Origin of the sequence: Salmonella sp. GDC200615 (assembly GCF_050574145.1) — a bacterium.
Lineage (GTDB): Bacteria > Pseudomonadota > Gammaproteobacteria > Enterobacterales > Enterobacteriaceae > Salmonella > Salmonella enterica.
On record NZ_CP192247.1, the window covers coordinates 1,460,104 to 1,481,109 of the forward strand.

At 52.9% G+C, this 21,006-nt stretch carries 20 protein-coding genes; 12 read left to right on the top strand and 8 right to left on the bottom strand.

Features of this window, described 5'->3' with window-relative positions:
* Positions 1-24: 24 nt before the first annotated feature.
* On the bottom strand, positions 25-918 hold the full coding sequence (locus ACQ29O_RS06775) for a TIGR01777 family oxidoreductase (protein WP_001166275.1): 894 nt from the start codon (positions 916-918) through the stop codon (positions 25-27).
* Positions 919-1,043: 125 nt separating this feature from the next.
* A complete protein-coding gene (gene yfcG / locus ACQ29O_RS06780; RefSeq protein WP_000566563.1) occupies positions 1,044-1,691 on the bottom strand; it encodes a GSH-dependent disulfide bond oxidoreductase in 648 nt (215 codons plus the stop codon).
* A gap of 142 nt (positions 1,692-1,833) precedes the next feature.
* Here yfcG and yfcF point away from each other — a divergent pair, with 142 nt between their 5' ends.
* Genes yfcF through yfcD form a run of 3 tightly spaced genes read left to right on the top strand, consistent with a single transcriptional unit; the run spans position 1,834 to position 3,696 of the window.
* The gene (gene yfcF, locus ACQ29O_RS06785; protein WP_000043012.1) at positions 1,834-2,478 is read left to right on the top strand and encodes a glutathione transferase; all 645 of its coding nucleotides are present in this window, start codon (positions 1,834-1,836) and stop codon (positions 2,476-2,478) included.
* A 55-nt stretch (positions 2,479-2,533) separates the two neighbouring features.
* Positions 2,534-3,085 carry a phosphodiesterase gene (yfcE, locus tag ACQ29O_RS06790; RefSeq protein ID WP_000772458.1) on the top strand — a complete coding sequence of 184 codons (552 nt, stop codon included), beginning with the start codon at positions 2,534-2,536 and terminating at the stop codon, positions 3,083-3,085.
* A gap of 56 nt (positions 3,086-3,141) precedes the next feature.
* Entirely contained in the window at positions 3,142-3,696 is a 555-nt protein-coding gene (yfcD, locus tag ACQ29O_RS06795) for an NUDIX hydrolase YfcD (protein ID WP_000230215.1), read from the top strand.
* A 5-nt stretch (positions 3,697-3,701) separates the two neighbouring features.
* Here the strand turns inward: yfcD and ACQ29O_RS06800 are convergent, their stop codons facing one another.
* Positions 3,702-4,721 carry a LacI family DNA-binding transcriptional regulator gene (locus ACQ29O_RS06800; protein WP_000026949.1) on the bottom strand — a complete coding sequence of 340 codons (1,020 nt, stop codon included), beginning with the start codon at positions 4,719-4,721 and terminating at the stop codon, positions 3,702-3,704.
* 252 nt (positions 4,722-4,973) lie between these two features.
* Here ACQ29O_RS06800 and ACQ29O_RS06805 point away from each other — a divergent pair, with 252 nt between their 5' ends.
* The 5 genes from ACQ29O_RS06805 to ACQ29O_RS06825 all read left to right on the top strand — a co-directional run bounded on the left by ACQ29O_RS06805 (position 4,974) and on the right by ACQ29O_RS06825 (position 8,955).
* Positions 4,974-5,417 (top strand): PTS sugar transporter subunit IIA, encoded by a 444-nt coding sequence (locus tag ACQ29O_RS06805; protein WP_000901821.1) that lies wholly within the window; start codon positions 4,974-4,976, stop codon positions 5,415-5,417.
* An 80-nt stretch (positions 5,418-5,497) separates the two neighbouring features.
* A complete protein-coding gene (locus ACQ29O_RS06810) occupies positions 5,498-5,770 on the top strand; it encodes a PTS sugar transporter subunit IIB (RefSeq protein ID WP_000699818.1) in 273 nt (90 codons plus the stop codon).
* Positions 5,771-5,790: 20 nt separating this feature from the next.
* The gene (locus ACQ29O_RS06815) at positions 5,791-7,182 is read left to right on the top strand and encodes a PTS ascorbate transporter subunit IIC (RefSeq protein WP_001747346.1); all 1,392 of its coding nucleotides are present in this window, start codon (positions 5,791-5,793) and stop codon (positions 7,180-7,182) included.
* Positions 7,179-8,009 carry a transketolase gene (locus ACQ29O_RS06820; protein ID WP_001103262.1) on the top strand — a complete coding sequence of 277 codons (831 nt, stop codon included), beginning with the start codon at positions 7,179-7,181 and terminating at the stop codon, positions 8,007-8,009. Before ACQ29O_RS06815 ends, ACQ29O_RS06820 begins: the two co-directional genes overlap by 4 nt.
* A complete protein-coding gene (locus ACQ29O_RS06825; protein WP_000593036.1) occupies positions 8,002-8,955 on the top strand; it encodes a transketolase family protein in 954 nt (317 codons plus the stop codon). The genes ACQ29O_RS06820 and ACQ29O_RS06825 overlap by 8 nt, the downstream gene beginning before the upstream one ends.
* Positions 8,956-9,003: 48 nt before the next feature.
* Here ACQ29O_RS06825 and yfcC read toward each other — a convergent pair whose 3' ends face one another.
* The 3 genes from yfcC to ackA all read right to left on the bottom strand — a co-directional run bounded on the left by yfcC (position 9,004) and on the right by ackA (position 14,165).
* Positions 9,004-10,524 (bottom strand): putative basic amino acid antiporter YfcC, encoded by a 1,521-nt coding sequence (gene yfcC, locus ACQ29O_RS06830; protein ID WP_000117932.1) that lies wholly within the window; start codon positions 10,522-10,524, stop codon positions 9,004-9,006.
* Positions 10,525-10,741: 217 nt separating this feature from the next.
* Entirely contained in the window at positions 10,742-12,886 is a 2,145-nt protein-coding gene (gene pta / locus ACQ29O_RS06835; protein WP_045161645.1) for a phosphate acetyltransferase, read from the bottom strand.
* A gap of 76 nt (positions 12,887-12,962) precedes the next feature.
* Positions 12,963-14,165, bottom strand: coding sequence for an acetate kinase (gene ackA, locus ACQ29O_RS06840; RefSeq protein ID WP_000095689.1), 1,203 nt, complete (start codon positions 14,163-14,165; stop codon positions 12,963-12,965).
* A gap of 338 nt (positions 14,166-14,503) precedes the next feature.
* Here ackA and yfbV point away from each other — a divergent pair, with 338 nt between their 5' ends.
* The 4 genes from yfbV to ACQ29O_RS06860 all read left to right on the top strand — a co-directional run bounded on the left by yfbV (position 14,504) and on the right by ACQ29O_RS06860 (position 18,109).
* Entirely contained in the window at positions 14,504-14,959 is a 456-nt protein-coding gene (gene yfbV / locus ACQ29O_RS06845; protein WP_024143574.1) for a terminus macrodomain insulation protein YfbV, read from the top strand.
* 82 nt (positions 14,960-15,041) lie between these two features.
* Complete coding sequence (locus ACQ29O_RS06850; RefSeq protein WP_000426135.1) at positions 15,042-15,536, top strand: YfbU family protein; 495 nt, start codon at positions 15,042-15,044, stop codon at positions 15,534-15,536.
* A complete protein-coding gene (locus ACQ29O_RS06855) occupies positions 15,529-16,206 on the top strand; it encodes a sugar phosphatase (protein ID WP_077918271.1) in 678 nt (225 codons plus the stop codon). The genes ACQ29O_RS06850 and ACQ29O_RS06855 overlap by 8 nt, the downstream gene beginning before the upstream one ends.
* A gap of 76 nt (positions 16,207-16,282) precedes the next feature.
* Entirely contained in the window at positions 16,283-18,109 is a 1,827-nt protein-coding gene (locus ACQ29O_RS06860; protein WP_001012861.1) for an SLC13 family permease, read from the top strand.
* 105 nt (positions 18,110-18,214) lie between these two features.
* Here the strand turns inward: ACQ29O_RS06860 and yfbR are convergent, their stop codons facing one another.
* Both yfbR and alaA read right to left on the bottom strand, forming a co-directional pair.
* Positions 18,215-18,814: a 5'-deoxynucleotidase gene (yfbR, locus tag ACQ29O_RS06865; RefSeq protein ID WP_253336167.1), complete on the bottom strand. Its 600-nt coding sequence runs from the start codon at positions 18,812-18,814 to the stop codon at positions 18,215-18,217.
* A gap of 93 nt (positions 18,815-18,907) precedes the next feature.
* On the bottom strand, positions 18,908-20,122 hold the full coding sequence (gene alaA, locus ACQ29O_RS06870) for an alanine transaminase AlaA (protein ID WP_000074545.1): 1,215 nt from the start codon (positions 20,120-20,122) through the stop codon (positions 18,908-18,910).
* Between the last annotated feature and the right edge of the window lie 884 nt (positions 20,123-21,006).

A 21,006-nucleotide genomic window follows, 5' to 3' on the forward strand; every position in this document is an offset into this window, starting at 1 on the left:
GGGCAGGATACGGCGCTTTAGGAACTAGCGAATCACATCCGCCAGCGCCTCTTCTAAATCATACCAGCGAAATGCGAATCCGGCGGCTTCAAGCCGTTTTGGCAGCGCCCGCTGTCCGCCCAGCACCAGCACTGACGACTCTCCCATCAATAAGCGAATTGCCGTCGCCGGAATGCGAATAATCGCCGGGCGGCGCAGCGCGCGACCCAGCGCATGAGCAAACTGCTCATTATGGACGGGATACGGCGAGACCATATTGAAGGGACCGCGAAGATCGTTATCCAGCAGCCACAGAATGCCGTTGACCATATCGTCGATGTGAATCCAGGCCAGATATTGTCGACCATTACCCACCGGACCGCCGAGTCCGAGGCGAAACGGCGGAACCATTTTCCCCAGAATCCCGCCTTGCGGCGCCAGGACAACGCCGGTACGCAGCAGGCAGACGCGGGTCTGGTCGCTCTGCGCACGACAGGCAATCTGTTCCCAGCGGGCGCAAAGTTTATGCGTAAATTCGTTGTGCGGCGGCTCATCTTCAGTGACGACAACGTCGCCCAGATCGCCGTAATAGCCCGTGGCGGAGCCGGATATCAACACCGAGGGCGGCGTAGCGCTGGCATGAATTAAATCCACCAACTTTTGCGTGATAGCCCAGCGGCTTTGGCACAACCGTTCTTTTTGTTGCGAGGTCCAGCGCTTGTCGGCAATCGGTTCGCCCGCCAGATTGATGATGGCATCAATCTCATTGAGGTGCTCACGTTCCGCCAGCCCTTTCCATAATGTCACTCTGGAATCGAGAATCTGACGCGCGTTATCGGGATTGCGCGTAACGACCGTCACCTGATGCCCCAGTGTTAACAGCCGGGGAATGAGATGACGCCCTATCAGGCCTGTACCGCCGGTAATCAGAATCTGCATATGACCTCCAGAGTAGGGAGGATTTCCTCTTCCCTAATGTCAGGTTTTTAATACGAATAAGGGTGCCGGACGCAGGTTTTTTCCGTGTATACACCTCTACATCATACATGATGTATGCTATCGCGTTACGCTTTCGTACTGTTACAGTGCAGTTGCGCTTGTAACAGTGCGCGCGCTGTCGCAGGACGCGTGCGAATGCGTTCAAACCAGTTATACACCGCCGGGTAGGTATCAAGATCGATTCGCTGACGCTGATGTGCGTTAACCCACGGCCAACTGGCGATATCCGCAATACTGTAGTGGTCGCCGCCCAGCCACGGGGAGGTTTCCAGGCGTTTATTCAGGACGTTGTATAAGCGTTGCGTTTCAACCTGATAGCGTTCAATTGCATAGGGGATGGCCTGCGGCGCAAAGTGGTTAAAGTGATGATTCTGGCCCAGCATCGGCCCTAACCCGCCGACCTGCCAGAACAGCCATTGCAGCGTGGTATGGCGTTCACGCAGCTCCCCGCTAAGCAGTTTGCCGCTTTTTTCCGCCAGGTAGAGAAGAATTTCGCCGGATTCAAAAAGACTAAGCGGTTGACCGCCGTCTGCCGGGGCGTGATCGACGATGGCAGGAATTTTATTATTGGGAGAGATAGCCAAAAAATCAGGGCGAAACTGATTGCCCTTGCTGATATCTACTTTTAGCAAACGATACGCCAGCTCCGCCTCTTCCAGAAACAGCGTTATTTTATGCCCGTTGGGCGTGGGGGCGTAGTAAAGGTCAATCATTTTGGCTCCTGCATGTGCGTAAAGAGTCTGAGCTGAATTAAGTATAGAAAGCCTCCTGATGTGTGTGAGTTTTCATCAGGTGACAGCAGGCGAAAGACGCTATATTTTGGGAAGAAACCTAATACGCCCTCAAGAGGACATTATGAGTAAGCCTGTTATTGTGCTGTGGTCGGATGCGAACTTTTTCTCTCCCTACGTCTTGTCCGCCTGGGTGGCATTACAAGAAAAAGGGCTTTCCTTTACTCTGAAAACTCGCGATCTGGACCAGGGAGAACATCTGCAACCTGGCTGGCGAGGATATGCGCTGACGCAGCGCGTACCGGTGCTTGAGGCCGACAATTTTGAGCTGAGCGAGTCGTCCGCTATTGCGGAATACCTGGAGGAGCGTTTCGCGCCGCCGCAGTGGGAGCGTATCTACCCGCACGATTTACAAAAACGCGCCCGCGCGCGACAGATTCAGGCGTGGCTACGCAGCGATTTACTGCCGCTTCGCGAAGAACGGCCTACCGACGTGGTGTTTGCCGGGGCGAAAAAAGCGCCGTTAAGCGAGGCTGGAAAAGCCAGCGCGGCAAAACTGTTTGCGACGGCTGAAGCGCTATTGGGGCAGGGGACGCAAAATTTATTTGGTGAATGGTGCATTGCCGATACCGATCTGGCATTGATGATCAATCGTCTGGCGCTGCATGGCGATGACGTGCCGACATCGCTGGCGGCATATGCGACATTCCAGTGGCAGCGTGCTTCCGTACAGCGTTTTATTGCGCTTTCCTCGAAGCGTTCAGGCTGAAAATCTATTCATATTCCAGTATCATAACGCCGTTTTTCACAACGAGGAGTGAGCTATGAAACTGATGTTCGCATCGGACATTCATGGTTCTTTACCCGCCACGGAACGCGTGCTTGAGCGGTTCGCGCAAAGCGGCGCGCGTTGGCTGGTGATATTAGGCGATGTCCTTAACCACGGGCCGCGAAATGCGCTGCCTGAAGGCTATGCGCCCGCCCAGGTCGCCGAACGCCTGAACGCGGTGGCGACGCAAATCATTGCCGTGCGCGGCAACTGCGATAGCGAAGTGGATCAGATGCTGCTGCATTTCCCGATCACTGCGCCGTGGCAGCAAATATTGACGCAAGAGAGGCGGCTATTTTTAACGCATGGGCACCTCTTCGGGCCGACGAATCTGCCCGCTCTGCATACTGGCGATGTGTTGGTTTATGGTCATACGCATCTGCCGGTGGCGCAACAGCAGGAAGGACTGTATCACTTTAATCCTGGGTCAGTGAGTATCCCGAAAGGCGGGTATGCGGCAAGCTACGGTATTCTGGATGATAATGTGTTGAGCGTAATCGCACTCAATGATCAAAGTATCATTGCGCAGGTTGCAATTAACTCGTAATTTACCTCACAAACGTAAATGCGCCGTAAGAGCGCCAGAAATAAGAAGGTTTCCTGATGGTGGAACAGCGTCGTTTGGCAAGTACGGAATGGGTGGATATTGTGAATGAAGACAATGAAGTCATTGCACAGTCCAGCCGGGAACAGATGCGTGCGCAACGCTTACGGCATCGTGCGACGTATATCGTCGTTCATGATGGTATGGGTAAAATTCTGGTGCAGCGTCGTACCGAAACAAAAGATTTTTTGCCCGGTATGTTAGATGCTACCGCAGGCGGCGTGGTTCAGGCTGATGAGCAGCTACTGGAATCTGCCCGCCGCGAAGCGGAAGAAGAGTTGGGTATTGCAGGCGTGCCGTTTGCCGAACACGGTCTGTTTTACTTTGAAGACCAACATTGCCGGGTTTGGGGCGCGCTGTTTAGCTGCGTTTCCCACGGTCCTTTCGCGCTTCAGGAAGATGAAGTCAGCGAAGTGTGTTGGCTGACCCCGGAGGAGATCACCGCGCGCTGTGATGAGTTTACGCCAGATTCGCTCAAAGCGCTGGCGCTGTGGATGACCCGCAACGCCAAAAACGAAGCCGCGCTCCAGGAGAAACCGGAAGAGACGGAATAAGCGTTTTAGCAGCTTTCCCGCATACATAAACTGGAGGCGATGGATTTTCGATCGCTCCAGTTTCCCTGATTTAACCTTTCCAACAGCGCCCGTCCGGCTTCACTGCCAATCTTACGGTGCGGTACGGCCATGGTGGTTAACGGCGGCTGGCAGACCCGGCTGACATCGCTATCGCCAAACCCGACCACCGCTAAATCGTCCGGAACTTTGATCCGCCGTCGTTGGCACTCGTATAACGCGCCGCAGGCCAGCTCATCCGATACGCATACCAGCGCGTCCAGCTCCGGCCACGCCAGTAAAAACTCCGGCAGTTGCGACGCGCCGGTAGAAAAATTGGGCGGCAAGGCGGCATTAATCACCCGGTTTGGCGACATATGGTGGCGAAGCATCGCTTTGTACCAGCCGTGCAGATGTTGCTGAAAAATCCACTGCTCCTGATTGGCGCATAGCAGCCCGATATTCTGATAACCGCGCTGAATCAGCATTTCCGTCAGCTCATACATTGCCGCAACGTTATCAATACCGATATTCATATCAATAGGATCGCTGCGAATCGCGCCCATCTCCATCACCGGGATAGAGGCATTTTTTAGCCACTGGCGCACGGTAGTGCTATGTTCGACGCTAAGCAGAATCGCTGCGGCAATGTTGGAGGCCAGCAGCGTTTCGAGCAGCTTCTCCTCTTGTTCCACGCGATGCTGCGATTCCGCCAGCATAATCTGGTAGCCTGCGGGCTGTAAAATTTGTTGCAGCCCGGCGAACATTTCAGAACACCCCGCTTCCGCAAGGTTCGGTACGACCATCGCGATGGTGTGCGAGGAGGCAGACGCCAGCGCGCTGGCGGCGAGATTAGGCATATAGCCCAACTCATGCACTGCCGCTTCGATTTTTTCCCGGAGTTTATCAGAGACCTGTTCCGGCGTGCGTAAGGCTCGTGATACGGTCATCGTGCCTACACCGGCAAGTTGGGCTACATCGGCGATAGTCACTTTACCGGTACTGCGCCGTTTACGGGGTATCGACATACAAATTCCTGCGTCATTACAACATGTTGAGATGCTTTTTTATTGTCGTTCTTTGCTTCGCATGACTGGCAGTATACGCCTTAAATCCGCTTTTTTGCTGTGATTTCACACCATGATTTTAATTTGATAGCGCTATCACAATTCTGAGTAATAGTCGCTGGTAGCGCTATCTTTGTGATAACGATCGCAGCTAATATCGAATGGCTTGAATAAAGTTTGTTCATAATTTCATACACCGTGGGGGCTAATAACATGCTGGGAACCTGGTTATCTGACGCAACCATCACGCTACGGGAGAGCGTGGAAACGTGGTCGCAGGCGCTGGAAATTTGCGGCAAACCCCTGCTGGACGCAGGTGTTATCGCACCGGAATACATTACGGCGATTGTTCAGCAGCACCAAAAGCTTGGGCCGTATTATGTATTAGCGCCAGGGTTAGCGATGCCGCATGCGAGGCCGGAAGAGGGGGCGAAAGGGTTAGGTTTATCGTTACTGAAACTACAGCACGGCGTTTCATTTGGCGCAGACGAATTCGATCCGGTTGACATCATTATTATGCTGGCGGCGCCTGATAAGCACAGTCATATCGAAATGATATCGGCGCTGGCGGAATTATTCTCCAGTGATGTAGATATGGAAAAATTACATCAGGCAAAAAACCTGGAGGACATTAAAACGATTATTGACCGTTTCTGATTTTATTCCATTTTCTTGCGGTAAATAACATTACGCCCGTGCGTGATGCAGACCAACTCTACTTTTAAAAGGTGACAATAATGAAAATCATGGCAATTTGCGGTTCCGGCCTGGGTAGTAGTTTTATGGTAGAAATGAACATTAAAAAAGTATTAAAGAAACTCAATATTGACGCCGAGGTGGAACACTCCGATCTTTCATCGGCCACGCCCGGGGCTGCCGATCTTTTTGTAATGGCCAAAGATATCGCGGCCAGCGCCAGCGTACCGGAAAGCCAACTGGTGGTGATCAATAACATCATCGACATCAACGAACTGGAAACGCAGTTGCGCGCATGGTTCGCTAAACAATAATTATTGCTGGCGAGGTGGATATGTTTATCCTTGAAACGCTGAATTTTGTTGTTGATATTTTAAAAGTACCCTCGGTGCTTGTAGGTTTAATTGCGCTTATTGGTCTGGTGGCGCAGAAAAAAGCGTTTTCCGATGTGGTAAAAGGCACGATTAAAACCATTTTAGGTTTTATTGTGCTTGGTGGCGGCGCAACCGTACTGGTGGGTTCATTAAACCCGCTAGGGGGGATGTTTGAACACGCTTTTAATATTCAGGGCATTATTCCTAATAATGAAGCGATAGTCTCAATCGCACTGGAAAAATATGGCGCGTCCACGGCGTTAATTATGGCATTTGGTATGGTGGCCAATATTGTCGTGGCGCGCTTTACGCGTCTTAAATATATCTTTTTGACCGGGCATCACACCTTTTACATGGCCTGTATGATTGGCGTAATCCTGACCGTGGCGGGGTTTGAGGGCGTAGGGCTGGTCTTCACCGGATCGCTAATCCTGGGGCTGGTGATGGCCTTCTTCCCGGCGTTGGCCCAACGTTATATGAGGCGGATTACCGGTACCGATGACATTGCGTTTGGTCACTTCGGTACCCTGGGATATGTGCTTTCCGGCTGGATTGGCAGCCTGTGTGGTAAAGGCTCCCGCTCCACGGAAGAGATGAACCTGCCGAAAAACCTCAGTTTTTTACGCGACAGTTCTATCTCGATTTCGCTGACCATGATGATTATCTATCTGATCATGGCAGTCAGCGCTGGGCGTGAGTATGTCGAAGCGACGTTTAGCGGCGGGCAAAACTATCTGGTGTACGCCATCATCATGGCAATCACCTTCGCCGCCGGCGTGTTCATCATTCTGCAAGGCGTCCGTCTGATTCTGGCTGAAATTGTTCCGGCCTTTACCGGCTTTTCAGAAAAACTGGTGCCAAACGCGCGTCCGGCGCTGGACTGCCCGGTGGTGTATCCCTATGCCCCTAACGCGGTACTGATTGGCTTCCTGTTCAGTTTTCTCGGCGGGCTGGTGGGGCTGTTCCTGCTGGGACAGATGAAGCTTGTGTTAATCCTGCCTGGCGTTGTGCCGCACTTCTTTACCGGCGCGACCGCAGGCGTCTTTGGCAATGCCACCGGCGGTCGCCGCGGGGCGATGATCGGCGCATTTGCTAATGGTCTATTAATCACTTTCCTGCCAGTGCTGTTACTGCCGGTTCTCGGCGCGATCGGCTTCGCCAATACCACGTTCTCGGATGCTGACTTTGGAGTAATCGGTATTTTGTTGGGCAACCTGGCGTGTTATCTGTCGCCGATGGCTATCACGGGGCTGGTGGTGGCGCTATTCGCGCTACTGGTGGCGTACAACGTGTTGGCCAAAAACAAAAAAGCGACTGCCGAAGTGCAGGAAAATAGCGGAGCGAAAGAATGAACGTAACCGAAATCACCCAACTGGCGCGCGATATTCGCGTCGCCACGCTCAAATCCTTAAACCATCTTGGCTTTGGTCACTATGGCGGCAGCATGTCGGTAGTGGAGACTCTGGCGGTTCTGTACGGCGCGGTGATGAAAATCGACCCTGCCGACCCGGACTGGCCGGAACGCGATTACTTCGTACTGTCGAAAGGCCATGCGGGCCCCGCGTTGTACAGTACCCTGGCGATTAAAGGCTATTTCCCGCGCGAAGAGCTGAATACGCTTAACCAGAACGGCACCCGTCTTCCCAGCCATCCGGATCGGCTAAAAACGCGCGGCGTGGACGCCACGACCGGCTCACTGGGACAGGGCATCTCTATTGCGGGCGGAATGGCGTTGTCGCATAAACTGGCGCGGCGACCCAACCGGGTATTTTGCATTGTCGGCGATGGCGAGCTCAATGAAGGGCAGTGCTGGGAGGCGTTTCAGTTTATTGCCCACCACCGCCTGAATAATCTGACCGTTTTCATTGACTGGAATAAACAGCAGCTTGACGGCGAGCTGGAGGAGATTATCAATCCATTCGATCTGGAAGGGAAATTCCGTGCGTTTGGTTTCGATGTCGTCACCGTCAAAGGCGATGATATCGCCGGACTACTGGCGGTGGTTCAGCCTGTGCTGCCCGCTGATGCCCGGCCACGGGTTGTGATCCTTGACAGCATTAAAGGGCAGGGGGTGCCATACCTGGAGCAGTTAACGAATTCTCACCACTTACGCCTGACGGATGGCATGAAGCAGACGCTCAATGAGGCCATTCATCAACTGGAGGTCATGCATGATTAAGCTTGCGCCCGCAGGGCTTAAAGACGATATCGAAATGCGCAAAGTTTACGCCGGTTTTGTCGCCGGGCAGATTGAGGCCGGAAGCCCAATTATTGCGCTTGAGGCTGATTTAATGAGCTCAATGGCGATGGACAGCGTGGCGCGTGACTACCCGCAGCATGTCATTAACTGCGGTATTATGGAGGCGAATGTGATTGGCACTGCGGCGGGGCTGGCGCTGACCGGTCGTAAACCGTTTGTGCATACCTTTACCGCTTTTGCCAGCCGTCGCTGTTTTGATCAGCTCTTCATGGCGCTGGATTATCAGCGTAACAACGTCAAAGTGATCGCCTCCGATGCCGGAGTGACGGCGTGCCATAACGGCGGCACCCATATGTCTTTTGAAGATATGGGGATTGTTCGCGGGCTGGCGCACTCCGTAGTACTGGAGGTGACGGATGCGGTGATGTTCGCGGATATTTTACGCCAGCTAATGGACCTGGACGGTTTTTACTGGCTGCGTACCATCCGTAAGCAGGCGACGAGTATCTATGCGCCAGGCTCTACCTTTACCATTGGCAAGGGCAACGTACTGCGCGAGGGCGATGATATTACGCTTATCGCCAACGGCATTATGGTGGCGGAGGCGCTGGAGGCGGCGCGCCAACTGGAGCAGGAAGGCGTGAGCTCCGCGGTCATTGATATGTTCACCTTAAAGCCTATCGATCGCATGTTGGTGAAAAACTACGCGGAAAAAACGCGGCGTATCGTCACGTGTGAAAACCACAGCATCCATAATGGACTGGGGTCAGCGGTGGCGGAAGTGCTGGTGGAAAACTGCCCGGTGCCGATGCGCCGTGTTGGCGTCAAAGAGCGTTATGGGCAGGTAGGAACGCAGGATTTCTTACAACAAGAGTACGGACTCACCGCCGAAGCGATTGTAGAAGCCGCGAAATCACTGCTTTAATCATGGAGATATTGCCGGATGGCGCTGATGCTCATCCGGCATTTTGGATTAATGATATCCCATCATCTGCGCGCCAATGACGACCACGCTGGACATAATAAACAGTAGTCCCAGCAGCGACGCTCCCACTTTCAGCCAGTTGCGAAAATCGACCCGGCACACGCCCAGCGTGGCCATCAGCGAGGCTGATGTCGGATAGATAATATGGCTGAAGCCATCGCCAAACTGGAAGGCCAGAACAGTCACCTGACGGTTAACACCGACCAGATCGCCGAGCGGCGCCAGTAATGGCATGGTTAACGCCGCCTGACCCGAACCGGACGTGACAAAGAAATTAAATACCGCCTGGAAGAGCAGCATAAACCAGGCGGCGATAGCATTATTAAGCCCGCTGATGCCATGCGCGATACTGTTAAGCAGCGTATTGAGCACGCTGGGTTCCCCGGCTTCGCCGTTGCCGACCAGCAGCAGAATGCCTTTGGCAAAACCCACCAGCAAGGCGGGCGCGATCATCATCCTCGCCCCTTCGGTGAATGAGGACGCCATCACGTTGACCGTCATACCGTTGAGGCGGAAGATAACGCCGATGAGGCCGATCACCACGCCCATGGTGAAAAACTGGCTGGCGATCTCCGGAATAAACCAGGCGTGGACAATCACGCCCCAGACGACCCAAATCATTACGCCGGTCAGGACCAGCAGTACCAGCCAGTCACCGAAGGTGAAAGGGCGCTGGACGACTTCATCCTGCTGTTCGCGGAAATAGCGATCGGATTCGTGGACGCGGGACAGCAGCGGATTCTTTTTCACGCGTGAGGCGTAGACCAGTGTAAAAACCAGCCCAATCAGCGTGGCGACAATCCAGACCACAATACGCAGCCCGGAGCCGGAAAGTACCGGCACGCCGGCAATCCCCTGGGCGACGACTACGCAGAAAGGGTTCATCCACGAACTGGCAAAGCCAATTTGGGTGGCGATATAGGTCACCAGGACGGTGGTAATGCTGTCATAGCCCAGCCTGACCATCAGCGGGGCTATGATAATTGCAAAGGCGACCGCCTCTTCGCCCATGCCAAATACGGCGCCCCCTAACGAAAAGAGGACAAATAGCACCGGAATAAACAGGACTTCGTTGCCCCGCGTGTGGCGAATAAGCGCCAGAATGCCGTTATCCACGGTGCCGGTACGCATCACGATGCCGAATGCGCCGCCAATCACCAACATAAACATAATGATGCCGACGGCAGTGCCGAATTTCGATCCGGATGTTAACCCTTCAAACGGAAAATTCATCAGCCCTGGTCTTTCATCGCCGGTAGTGAAAAATTGTACGCGATGATACTGCGCTTCCCCGGCCTCATTGGTCACAATGCGAAAAGAGTGCGGGTCGACGACTTTGCGGGTTTTTGTCTGACCATCGACCTGATACTGCACTTCCTGGCTATCAAACATCCCAACGGGTACGACCCAGGTGGCGATACTGGTTAAAATGGCGACAAAAAAGATGATGACCAGCGTATCGGGCATTGCCCATTTTCTGGCTGTTTTTGATTCTGTAACGACAGACATGACAGACTATCCCTGTTGCAAAGCAAAGAGGCTAAGTATGAGAAGAAGGGAATAGTTATTCATTGATGCAGCGCAGTTAAGCAAAAAATTCCGCTTTGCAGGGTAAATAGCAGAATGCCGGATGGCGATGCTAACGCGTCTTATCCGGCCTACAACGGTATCTCACCTGTAGGCCGGACAAGGCGTTCACGCCGCCATCCGGCATTAGCTTTTACTGTTACTGCTGCTGTTGGGAAGCCTGGATCGCCGTCAGGGCGATGGTATAGACGATATCGTCAACCAGTGCGCCACGGGACAGGTCGTTCACCGGCTTGCGCATACCCTGCAGCATCGGCCCGATGGAGATCAGGTCGGCAGAACGCTGTACCGCTTTGTAGGTGGTGTTACCGGTGTTCAGATCCGGGAAAATGAACACGGTAGCGCGACCCGCAACCGGCGAGTTCGGCGCTTTGGATTTCGCTACGTCAGCCATGACCGCGGCGTCGTACTGCAACGGACCGTCGATCATCAGGTCAGGACGTTTTTCCTGCGCCAGACGCGTCGCTTCACGTACTTTCTCTACGTCGCTGCCCGCGCCAGAGGTGCCGGTGGAGTAGGAGAGCATTGCCACACGCGGTTCGATGCCGAGGGCAATGGCGGAATCCGCAGACTGAATCGCGATTTCTGCCAGCTGCTCTGCAGTCGGGTCTGGGTTGATTGCGCAGTCGCCGTAAACGTAAACCTGTTCCGGCAGTAGCATAAAGAACACAGAAGAGACCAGGGAGCTACCCGGCGCCGTTTTAATAAGCTGCAGCGGCGGACGGATGGTGTTGGCGGTGGTATGAACCGCGCCGGAAACCAGGCCGTCGACTTCGTCTTGCTCCAGCATCAGCGTGCCGAGCACCACGTTGTCTTCCAGCTGCTCGCGGGCAACCGGTTCGGTCATGCCTTTGCTCTTACGCAGCTCAACCAGGCGAGCGACATAGCTTTCACGCACCACTTCCGGATCGACGATTTCAATACCTGCGCCCAGCTCAACGCCCTGAGATGCCGCGACGCGGTTGATTTCATCCGGGTTGCCCAGCAGAACGCAAGTGGCGATGCCGCGTTCAGCGCAGATTGCCGCCGCTTTGACGGTACGCGGTTCGTCGCCTTCCGGCAGCACTACGCGTTTACCGGCTTTACGCGCCAGCTCGGTCAGTTGGTAGCGGAACGCCGGCGGAGAGAGACGACGGCTACGCTCGGAAGTGGCGGTCAGCGACTCGATCCACTCAGCGTTAACGTAGTTCGCGACGTATTCCTGAACTTTCTCGATGCGCTCATGGTCATCAACCGGGACTTCCAGATTGAAGCTTTGCAGGCTCAGCGAAGTCTGCCAGGTGTTGGTGTTCACCATAAAGACCGGCAGACCGGTGGCGAATGCGCGTTCGCACAGTTTAGAAATGCGTGCGTCCATTTCATAGCCGCCGGTCAGCAACAGGGCGCCGATTTCTACGCCGTTCATCGCGGCCAGGCAAGCTGCGACCAGTACGTCCGGACGGTCAGCGGAGGTCACTAACAACGAGCCTGCGCGGAAATGTTCCAGCATATGCGGAATACTACGCGCGCAGAAAGTGACGGATTTAACTCGGCGGGTTTTGATATCGCCTTCGTTAATGATGGTGGCGTTCAGGTGACGCGCCATATCGATAGCGCGGGTCGCAATCAGGTCGAAGCTCCACGGCACCGCGCCCAGAACCTGCAGCGGGCTGGATTCCTGCAGTTTAGCAGGATCGATTTTGATCACCTGCGCTTTGGAAGAGTCGTCAAAAATCTCCGACAGATCCGGGCGAGTACGACCTTGTTCATCAACCGGTGCATTCAGTTTGTTGATGATAACGCCGGTGATGTTGGTGTTTTTCGCGCCGCCGAAGCTGCTGCGCGTCAGTTCGATACGCTCGTTCAGCTGTTCTGGCGTGTCGGTACCCTGAGACATGACAAAAACGATTTCCGCATTCAGCGTTTTCGCGATTTCATAGTTCAGAGACTGAGCGAACTGATGTTTACGGGTCGGAACCAGACCTTCAACCAGCACCACCTCCGCGTCTTTGGTATTCGCATGGTAGTTCGCGATGATCTCTTCCATCAGCACGTCTTTCTGGTTGCTGGAGAGCAGAGATTCAACGTGGCTCATCTTCAGCGGTTCAGCCGCCGGCAGGGTAGAGTTCGCGCGAACGATAGTGGTGGTCTGGTCAGGCGCATCGCCGCCAGCGCGAGGCTGGGCGATAGGCTTAAAGACGCTCAGACGAACGCCTTTGCGTTCCATAGCACGGATGACGCCGAGGCTGACGCTGGTCAGGCCGACGCTGGTTCCGGTAGGGATCAGCATAATAATACGGGACACGGTTTATCCTCTTTCGTTACCGTCTTTTGGGGACGGGTTACAAAACAGCACCGCCAGCGAGGCTGGCGGTGTGAAATCAGGCAGTCAGACGGCTCGCGTCCTGCGCGATAACCAGTTCTTCGTTGGTTGGGATCACCACCGCCGGACGGGTACCTTCTTTGTTGATGAAACCAGATTTGCCGAAGCGGGCCGCCAGGTTACGTTCGTGGTCGACTTCAAAGCCCAGCACGCCCAGTTTACCCAGAGACAGTTCGCGAACCATCGCGGCGTTTTCACCGATACCGCCGGTGAACACGACTGCATCCAGACGACCGTCCATCAGAGCGGTGTAAGAACCGATGTACTTCGCCAGGCGGTGGCAGTAAACGTCCATCGCACGTTTTGCGTCTTCTTTGGTGGCGTAGTTGTCTTCAACATAACGGCAGTCGCTGGTCACTTCAGTCAGACCCAGCAGACCGGACTCTTTGGTCAGCATTTTGTTGATCTGATCCACGCTCATACCCAGAGTGTCGTGCAGGTGGAAGATAATCGCAGGGTCGATATCGCCGGAACGGGTACCCATGACTAGGCCTTCCAGCGGGGTCAGACCCATAGAGGTATCCACGCATTTACCGTTACGGATAGCGGAAACAGAACCGCCGTTGCCCAGGTGGCAGGTGATAATGTTCAGTTCTTCTACCGGCTTGTTCAGCATTTTTGCCGCTTCCTGAGTTACATAGAAGTGGCTGGTGCCGTGTGCGCCATAGCGACGAACGCCGTGTTCTTTATACAGGCTGTACGGCAGGGCATACAGGTAAGATTCTTCCGGCATGGTCTGATGGAAGGCGGTGTCGAATACTGCAACGTTTTTATCTTTCAGCTGCGGGAAAGATTTCAGCGCTTCGGCGATACCAATCAGGTGAGCCGGGTTATGCAGCGGTGCGAAAGAGGCGGAATCTTTGATGCCCTGAATGACGGACTCATCAATGACTACGGAACTGGTATACTTCTCGCCGCCGTGTACGATACGGTGACCAATTGCAGTTAACTGCGCAGACAGTTCTGGTTTTTGTGCCAGAATAGTGTTAACGATAAAGTTCAGCGCTTCACTGTGAGCGGCGCCTGCACCTAAAGCCGCTTCTTGTTTACTGCCGTCCATTTTCCATTTGATGCGTGCTTCTGGCAGATGGAAACATTCGGCTAAACCAGAAAGGTATTCATCACCATTAACTGCATCAATAATTGCAAATTTCAGTGAAGAACTACCGCAGTTCAGAACCAGTACTAACTTACTCGACATGGAAGTACCTATTTATGATACGTGGCTAAAAAAACGTCAGTGAGCCATAGAGCGTAGCGCATGATAGCCCTGACATTTATGATTAACATCATGCGCAGGAGTTTTTTTGGCATGATGGAAGAAATACCTTTGAGTCTATGCCATTTTGCGTATTTTTCAGCCAATGGCATACTATGTGTAATATTGACGACTCAATGATTTTAAACTACCGGCCTTTGACAGGCCGACACAGGATACCTGATAGTGGGTATCGAAGACAAAATGTTTTGAACGTTGTCCCTCGCAGTTGTTGTTTTGCACAAATTTTTTAAATTTTATATGTGAAGTTGAGGTAGGCCATGTCGACACCGGATAATCGCTCCGTAAATTTTTTTAGCTTATTTCGCCGGGGGCAGCACTACGCGAAGACGTGGCCGATGGAAAAGCGGCTGGCGCCCGTTTTCGTCGAAAACCGCGTCATTCGTATGACGCGCTATGCCATACGATTTATGCCGTCTGTCGCCGTCTTTACATTATGCTGGCAGATAGCGCTGGGCGGTCAGTTAGGTCCGGCCGTGGCGACCGCCCTGTTCGCCCTGAGCTTGCCTATGCAGGGATTATGGTGGTTAGGGAAACGTTCCGTGACGCCGTTGCCGCCTTCAATCCTTAACTGGTTTTACGAAGTTCGCGGTAAATTGCAGGAGGCTGGACAAGCGCTGGCGCCGGTAGAAGGAAAGCCGGATTACCAGGCATTAGCTGACACGCTTAAGCGCGCCTTCAAACAACTGGATAAAACTTTCCTGGATGATTTGTAATTGACCCCGGATTACGCATATAAAAGAAGGCATACCAATGCCTTCTTTTTTTCATCGCCATAGCGTGATACAGGAGTTCAAAATGGAAATGACCAACGCGCAACGTCTGATTTTGTCTAACCAGTACAAAATGATGACGATGCTCGATCCCACCAACGCCGAGCGTTACCGTCGCTTACAAACAATTATTGAACGCGGCTACGGCCTGCAGATGCGCGAGCTGGATCGCGAGTTTGGCGAGCTGACGGAAGAGACCTGCCGTACCATCATCGATATTATGGAGATGTACCATGCGCTGCACGTCTCCTGGACCAACCTCAAAGATACGCAAGCCATCGACGAACGTCGCGTCACCTTCCTGGGGTTTGACGCCGCGACGGAAGCGCGCTACCTCGGCTATGTCCGTTTTATGGTGAATATAGAAGGACGCTACACTCACTTTGACGCCGGGACACACGGCTTTAATGCCCAGACGCCGATGTGGGAAAAATACCAGCGGATGTTGAATGTCTGGCATGCCTGCCCGCGTCAGTACCACCTGAGCGCGAATGAAATCAATCAAATCATTAATGCCTGAGGAGGCTCGCGTGCAGTGTAAAGGTTTTCTGTTTGATCTGGATGGAGCGTTGGTTGACTCATTACCTGCCGTCGAACGCGCGTGGTGTAGCTGGGCCGATCGTTTTAACCTTGCTCATGATGAGGTGCTGGGCTTTATTCATGGCAAACAGGCGATCACCTCGTTGCGGCATTTTATGGCGGGTAAATCGGAGGCGGAAATTGCCGCTGAGTTTACGCGCCTGGAGCAAATAGAAGCCACTGAAACCGCAGGGATCACCGCGTTGCCGGGGGCAGTCGATTTACTCAATCACCTGAATAAAGCGGGCATTCCGTGGGCTATCGTCACCTCCGGTTCCATGCCGGTCGCGCGTGCGCGCCATCAGGTCGCGGGCCTTCCAGCGCCAGAGGTGTTTGTCACCGCCGAACGAGTCAAACGCGGCAAACCGGAGCCGGATGCGTATTTGCTGGGCGCACAACTGCTTGGCCTGGCCCCTCAGGAGTGCGTCGTAGTAGAAGATGCCCCGGCTGGCGTGCTGTCCGGGCTGGCTGCGGGCTGCCACGTCATTGCGGTCAATGCGCCGGCCGACACGCCGCATCTGGCGGATGTTGATTTTGCGTTGGATAGCCTGACGCAATTATCGGTCGCTAAACAACCAAACGGCGATGTGGTGGTGTTAAGAAAGACGTGATCATGATATCGCCCCGCTTTGGCGGGGCATATTTATGGCAGAATCGCGTTATCTTCTCATCTGACAAGGATATGTTGTGAACGGTGAATTGATTTGGGTTCTCTCTTTACTGGCGATTGCCGTCGTGTTGTTTGCGACGGGCAAAGTACGTATGGATGCGGTGGCTTTATTCGTCATTGTTGCTTTTGTCCTTAGCGGTACCTTGACCCTTCCGGAAGCCTTCTCCGGCTTTAGCGATCCGAATGTCATTCTTATCGCCGCCTTATTTATTATTGGCGACGGCCTCGTGCGCACCGGCGTTGCGACGGTGGTCGGTACCTGGCTGGTTAAAATGGCGGGCAGCAGTGAAATCAAAATGCTGGTTTTACTGATGATCACCGTCGCCGGACTTGGCGCTTTCATGAGTTCAACCGGCGTGGTGGCGATCTTTATCCCCGTTGTTCTTAGCGTTTCTATGCATATGCAGACCTCGCCTTCGCGCCTGATGATGCCGCTGAGTTTTGCCGGGCTTATCAGCGGAATGATGACGCTGGTGGCGACGCCGCCGAACCTGGTGGTTAACAGTGAACTGCTGCGTGAAGGCCTGCACGGGTTCAACTTTTTTAGCGTGACGCCGCTGGGGGTAGTGGTGTTGGCGCTCGGCATTGTTTATATGCTGGTGATGCGCTTCATGCTAAAAGGCGATGCGCCCGGACAACAGGCCGGTAAGCGGCGCACTTTCCGCGATCTTATCCGCGAGTACCGTCTGACGGGGCGCGCTCGCCGTCTGGCGATTCGCCCCGGTTCGCCAATGGTGGGACAGCGGCTGGACGACCTTAAACTGCGCGAACGTTACGGCGCCAATGTCATCGGCGTTGAACGCTGGCGGCGCTTTCGGCGGGTTATCGTCAATGTGAACGGCGTATCGGAGTTTCGCGCTCGCGACGTTCTGCTGATTGATATGTCGGCGGCGGAGGTTGACCTCAGAGAGTTCTGCGCCGAGCAACTGCTGGAACCGATGGTATTGCGTGGAGAATATTTTTCCGATCAGGCGTTGGATGTTGGCATGGCGGAAATTTCGCTTATTCCGGAGTCTGAACTGATAGGCAAGTCGGTGCGTGAAATCGCCTTCCGTACACGTTACGGGCTGAATGTGGTCGGCCTGAAACGCGACGGCGTCGCGCTGGAAGGGTCGCTGGCCGATGAACCGTTATTGATGGGCGATATCATTCTGGTCGTGGGGAACTGGAAGTTAATCAGCCTGCTGGGGCAAAAAGGCCGCGACTTTGTGGTGCTGAATATGCCGGTCGAGGTCAGCGAAGCCTCTCCTGCGCACAGCCAGGCGCCGCACGCCATTTTCTGCCTGGTACTGATGGTGGCGCTGATGTTGACCGATGAAATTCCCAACCCGATCGCGGCGATTATCGCCTGCCTGCTGATGGGGAAATTTCGCTGTATTGATGCTGAAAGCGCGTATAAAGCGATCCACTGGCCGAGTATTATCTTGATTGTGGGTATGATGCCGTTTGCGCTGGCGTTGCAAAAAACCGGCGGCGTCTCTCTGGTCGTGCAAGGATTAATGGATATCGGCGGCGGCTATGGGCCGTATATGATGCTGGGATGCCTGTTCGTGCTGTGCGCCGTCATAGGACTGTTCATTTCTAACACGGCAACGGCGGTGCTGATGGCGCCGATTGCGCTGGCGGCGGCGAAATCGATGGGGGTGTCGCCCTATCCGTTTGCGATGGCGGTGGCGATGGCGGCATCCGCCGCCTTTATGACGCCGGTTTCATCGCCGGTCAATACTCTGGTTCTGGGGCCGGGAAACTATAGCTTTAGCGATTTTGTGAAGCTTGGCGTGCCGTTCACGCTTATTGTGATGGCGGTTTGTATTGTGATGATTCCGATGTTGTTTCCGTTTTAACCCCAGACAGGAAAAGGCCTGATGGCGCTACGCTTATCAGGCCTACGGATATCACGCTACGTCCAGGCCGGATAAGACGTTGACGTCGCCATCCGGCAAAACCGTTTAAAGCGGTGAATCCTGGCTTATCTCGTCAAGAGAGAGATGGAAACTTGGTACGAACACCGCCATAAAATAGTCCATCTCCTGGCTGCGACGTAATTCCAGCGTTTTTTCCAGCCGCGTTTTTGCCAGTCCAAACTCATTGTTTCCCGCTGAGAGCTCCTCCAGGCATTTCAGGTAGGCGCAAAGCGCATCGGCCTGTTTTACGATTGCCTGTTCTTCTTCGCTCCAGGCATTCTCATCAATAAGCGGTGCGAAAATATCGCGTAATTCATCCGGCGCCATATCAACCAGCTTTTGCTGGGCGATTTTTTTGATCGCTTTATATTCCTGGGCTATCTGGGAATTAAAATATTTTACCGGCGTCGGCAGATCGCCGGTCAGTACTTCCGAGGCATCATGATACATCGCCAGAAGCGCGATGCGTTCAGCATTGAGCTGACCGCCAAATTTACGGTTTTTTATCGCCGCCAACGCATGGGCGACCATCGCCACCTGCAGACTATGTTCGGAGACGTTTTCCGTACGCACGTTACGCATCAGCGGCCAGCGGTTAATCAACTTCATGCGGGAGAGATGGGCGAAAAAATGGCTCTGCTTCATAGATTACCTTTTGTTTTCACTGCGGCAGACTTCATTGTGCGGGGAGGGTGATGAAGATGCAATTCAGGCTACCGAAGTAGCCTGAATTTAAGATTATTGATGGTAACCTGAGAGGAAACGCCCAAAACGGTTGATGGCCATCTCCAGGCCATCTTCACGCGGTAGCGTCACAATGCGGAAGTGATCCGGCCACGGCCAGTTAAAGGCGGTACCTTGCACCAGCAGCACCTTTTCCTGTAGCAGGAAGTCCAGCACCATCTTCTGGTCGTCGTGAATATTAAAACGTTTAGCGTCGATCCTGGGGAACATGTACAACGCGCCGCGCGGTTTTACGCAGGAAACGCCGGGGATATCGTTAATCAACTCCCAGGCGCGGTTACGCTGTTCATACAGTCGACTGCCCGGCAGAATAAATTCGCTAATGCTTTGATAGCCGCCGAGCGCGGTCTGAATAGCATGTTGCGCCGGGACGTTGGCGCACAGGCGCATTGAGGCTAACATCTCCAGCCCTTCAATATAGCCCTTCGCATGTTTTTTCGGCCCGTTCAGCACCATCCAGCCCTGGCGGAAGCCGGCGACGCGATAGGTTTTAGACAACCCATTAAAGGTGATGGTCAGCAGATCAGGTGCCAGTGCGGCGATAGAGTGATGCTCGGCATCGTCATAGAGAATCTTGTCATAAATTTCATCGGCGAAGATGATGAGATTATGCTCGCGCGCAATGTTGACAATTTCCATCAACAATTCTTTAGAATAGACGGCGCCAGTAGGGTTGTTTGGATTAATAATGACAATACCACGCGTACGTGGGGTGATTTTGGCGCGGATATCGTCAAGGTCCGGGAACCAGTCGGAAGATTCATCGCAAAGATAATGTACCGCCTTGCCGCTGGAGAGCGATACCGCCGCTGTCCATAACGGATAATCGGGCGCGGGAACCAGCATTTCATCGCCACTGTTAAGCAACGCCTGCATCGCCTGAACGATCAGCTCGGAAACGCCGTTACCGATATAGATATCTTCCACGGTTACATCGCGCATTCCACGGGCCTGATAATGTTGCATAATCGCTTTACGGGCAGAATAAAGCCCTTTCGAGTCGCAATATCCTTGCGCCGTCGGCAAATTACGAATGACATCGACCAGAATTTCGTCCGGCGCTTCGAATACGAAGGGGGCGGGGTTGCCGATATTCAGTTTAAGAACTTTATTACCTTCTTCCTCAAGGCGTTTCGCTTCTTTCAGAACGGGGCCACGAATGTCATAACAGACATTTTCGAGTTTGCTGGATTTTTCAATGGGAGACATGAATCTTGACCTTTTAGCTGTTATTGCCACTCCCTGCCGTGGAAGTCAGCACGAAACAATGTACTCCCACGACGGTGAGTTTTGAAGAGTGAACAGAAGAAGATTTTGTTTATTTTTAACGCGCTTTCGTGCTGTTTAAAACTTCATAAAATCATTTAGTTAGATGTATTTTCTGTTTTTGTTTGTATGTATAGTGTTTTATTCTATGTGATTGCTCGTAATGTGGTTTTTTATGTTGTCAGAAATTATCTGTTTTATGAGAGATAAGCATTCATCATTAGTGTCGCGTCGGCTATTTCGGAAATACTGAGTATTAAAGGTAAAATGAGAAGGTTAGACCTTTCCGGCGGCGGGGGGTGTGAAACTATTGTTAAGTATAATTAATGAATGGTAGAAATCTTAATTAATTATTATTTAATATTTAAAAAGCATTTACTAAAGTCGTAATAATATCTTTCTGGTCCGATTAGTATAACATATCCCAGGTTAAGATTATTCGTAATAATACTTATAAATATAGCGGTTTTAGGTTAAGATAATGATCCGAAACGGGGGCGTAGTCTGCGTTGTCTGCTAATTATCATGACGCGATTTTATACATAACCTATTGTTCAATATATTGTTTTTGTATCTGTGCGTCTCGGTAAACTATTTGACGCTGTTACAAGATTTACACGTCCATCATTAGCAGAAATCTGTAGACGCCTAAAGGTATGACACATTCTCTTTGATATATCCAGAACGGTTGCATTTGGTATTATATCAGTAAGTAAGAGAAGTGTTTTGGTCGTATTTTCAATTACATTCTAACATTTACCTGGGTAACCAGGCGGTACTGCGAAGGATGCACATTACAAATGGAATTGCTTGTTTCTGAATGCACA

Bases quoted from the DNA above. Each gene is read 5' to 3' on its own strand.
- ACQ29O_RS06775 (WP_001166275.1), bottom strand. From the start codon at position 918: ATGCAGATTCTGATTACCGGCGGTACAGGCCTGATAGGGCGTCATCTC.
- yfcG (WP_000566563.1), bottom strand. From the start codon at position 1,691: ATGATTGACCTTTACTACGCCCCCACGCCCAACGGGCATAAAATAACG.
- yfcF (WP_000043012.1), top strand. From the start codon at position 1,834: ATGAGTAAGCCTGTTATTGTGCTGTGGTCGGATGCGAACTTTTTCTCT.
- yfcE (WP_000772458.1), top strand. From the start codon at position 2,534: ATGAAACTGATGTTCGCATCGGACATTCATGGTTCTTTACCCGCCACG.
- yfcD (WP_000230215.1), top strand. From the start codon at position 3,142: ATGGTGGAACAGCGTCGTTTGGCAAGTACGGAATGGGTGGATATTGTG.
- ACQ29O_RS06800 (WP_000026949.1), bottom strand. From the start codon at position 4,721: ATGTCGATACCCCGTAAACGGCGCAGTACCGGTAAAGTGACTATCGCC.
- ACQ29O_RS06805 (WP_000901821.1), top strand. From the start codon at position 4,974: ATGCTGGGAACCTGGTTATCTGACGCAACCATCACGCTACGGGAGAGC.
- ACQ29O_RS06810 (WP_000699818.1), top strand. From the start codon at position 5,498: ATGAAAATCATGGCAATTTGCGGTTCCGGCCTGGGTAGTAGTTTTATG.
- ACQ29O_RS06815 (WP_001747346.1), top strand. From the start codon at position 5,791: ATGTTTATCCTTGAAACGCTGAATTTTGTTGTTGATATTTTAAAAGTA.
- ACQ29O_RS06820 (WP_001103262.1), top strand. From the start codon at position 7,179: ATGAACGTAACCGAAATCACCCAACTGGCGCGCGATATTCGCGTCGCC.
- ACQ29O_RS06825 (WP_000593036.1), top strand. From the start codon at position 8,002: ATGATTAAGCTTGCGCCCGCAGGGCTTAAAGACGATATCGAAATGCGC.
- yfcC (WP_000117932.1), bottom strand. From the start codon at position 10,524: ATGTCTGTCGTTACAGAATCAAAAACAGCCAGAAAATGGGCAATGCCC.
- ackA (WP_000095689.1), bottom strand. From the start codon at position 14,165: ATGTCGAGTAAGTTAGTACTGGTTCTGAACTGCGGTAGTTCTTCACTG.
- yfbV (WP_024143574.1), top strand. From the start codon at position 14,504: ATGTCGACACCGGATAATCGCTCCGTAAATTTTTTTAGCTTATTTCGC.
- ACQ29O_RS06850 (WP_000426135.1), top strand. From the start codon at position 15,042: ATGGAAATGACCAACGCGCAACGTCTGATTTTGTCTAACCAGTACAAA.
- ACQ29O_RS06855 (WP_077918271.1), top strand. From the start codon at position 15,529: ATGCCTGAGGAGGCTCGCGTGCAGTGTAAAGGTTTTCTGTTTGATCTG.
- yfbR (WP_253336167.1), bottom strand. From the start codon at position 18,814: ATGAAGCAGAGCCATTTTTTCGCCCATCTCTCCCGCATGAAGTTGATT.
- alaA (WP_000074545.1), bottom strand. From the start codon at position 20,122: ATGTCTCCCATTGAAAAATCCAGCAAACTCGAAAATGTCTGTTATGAC.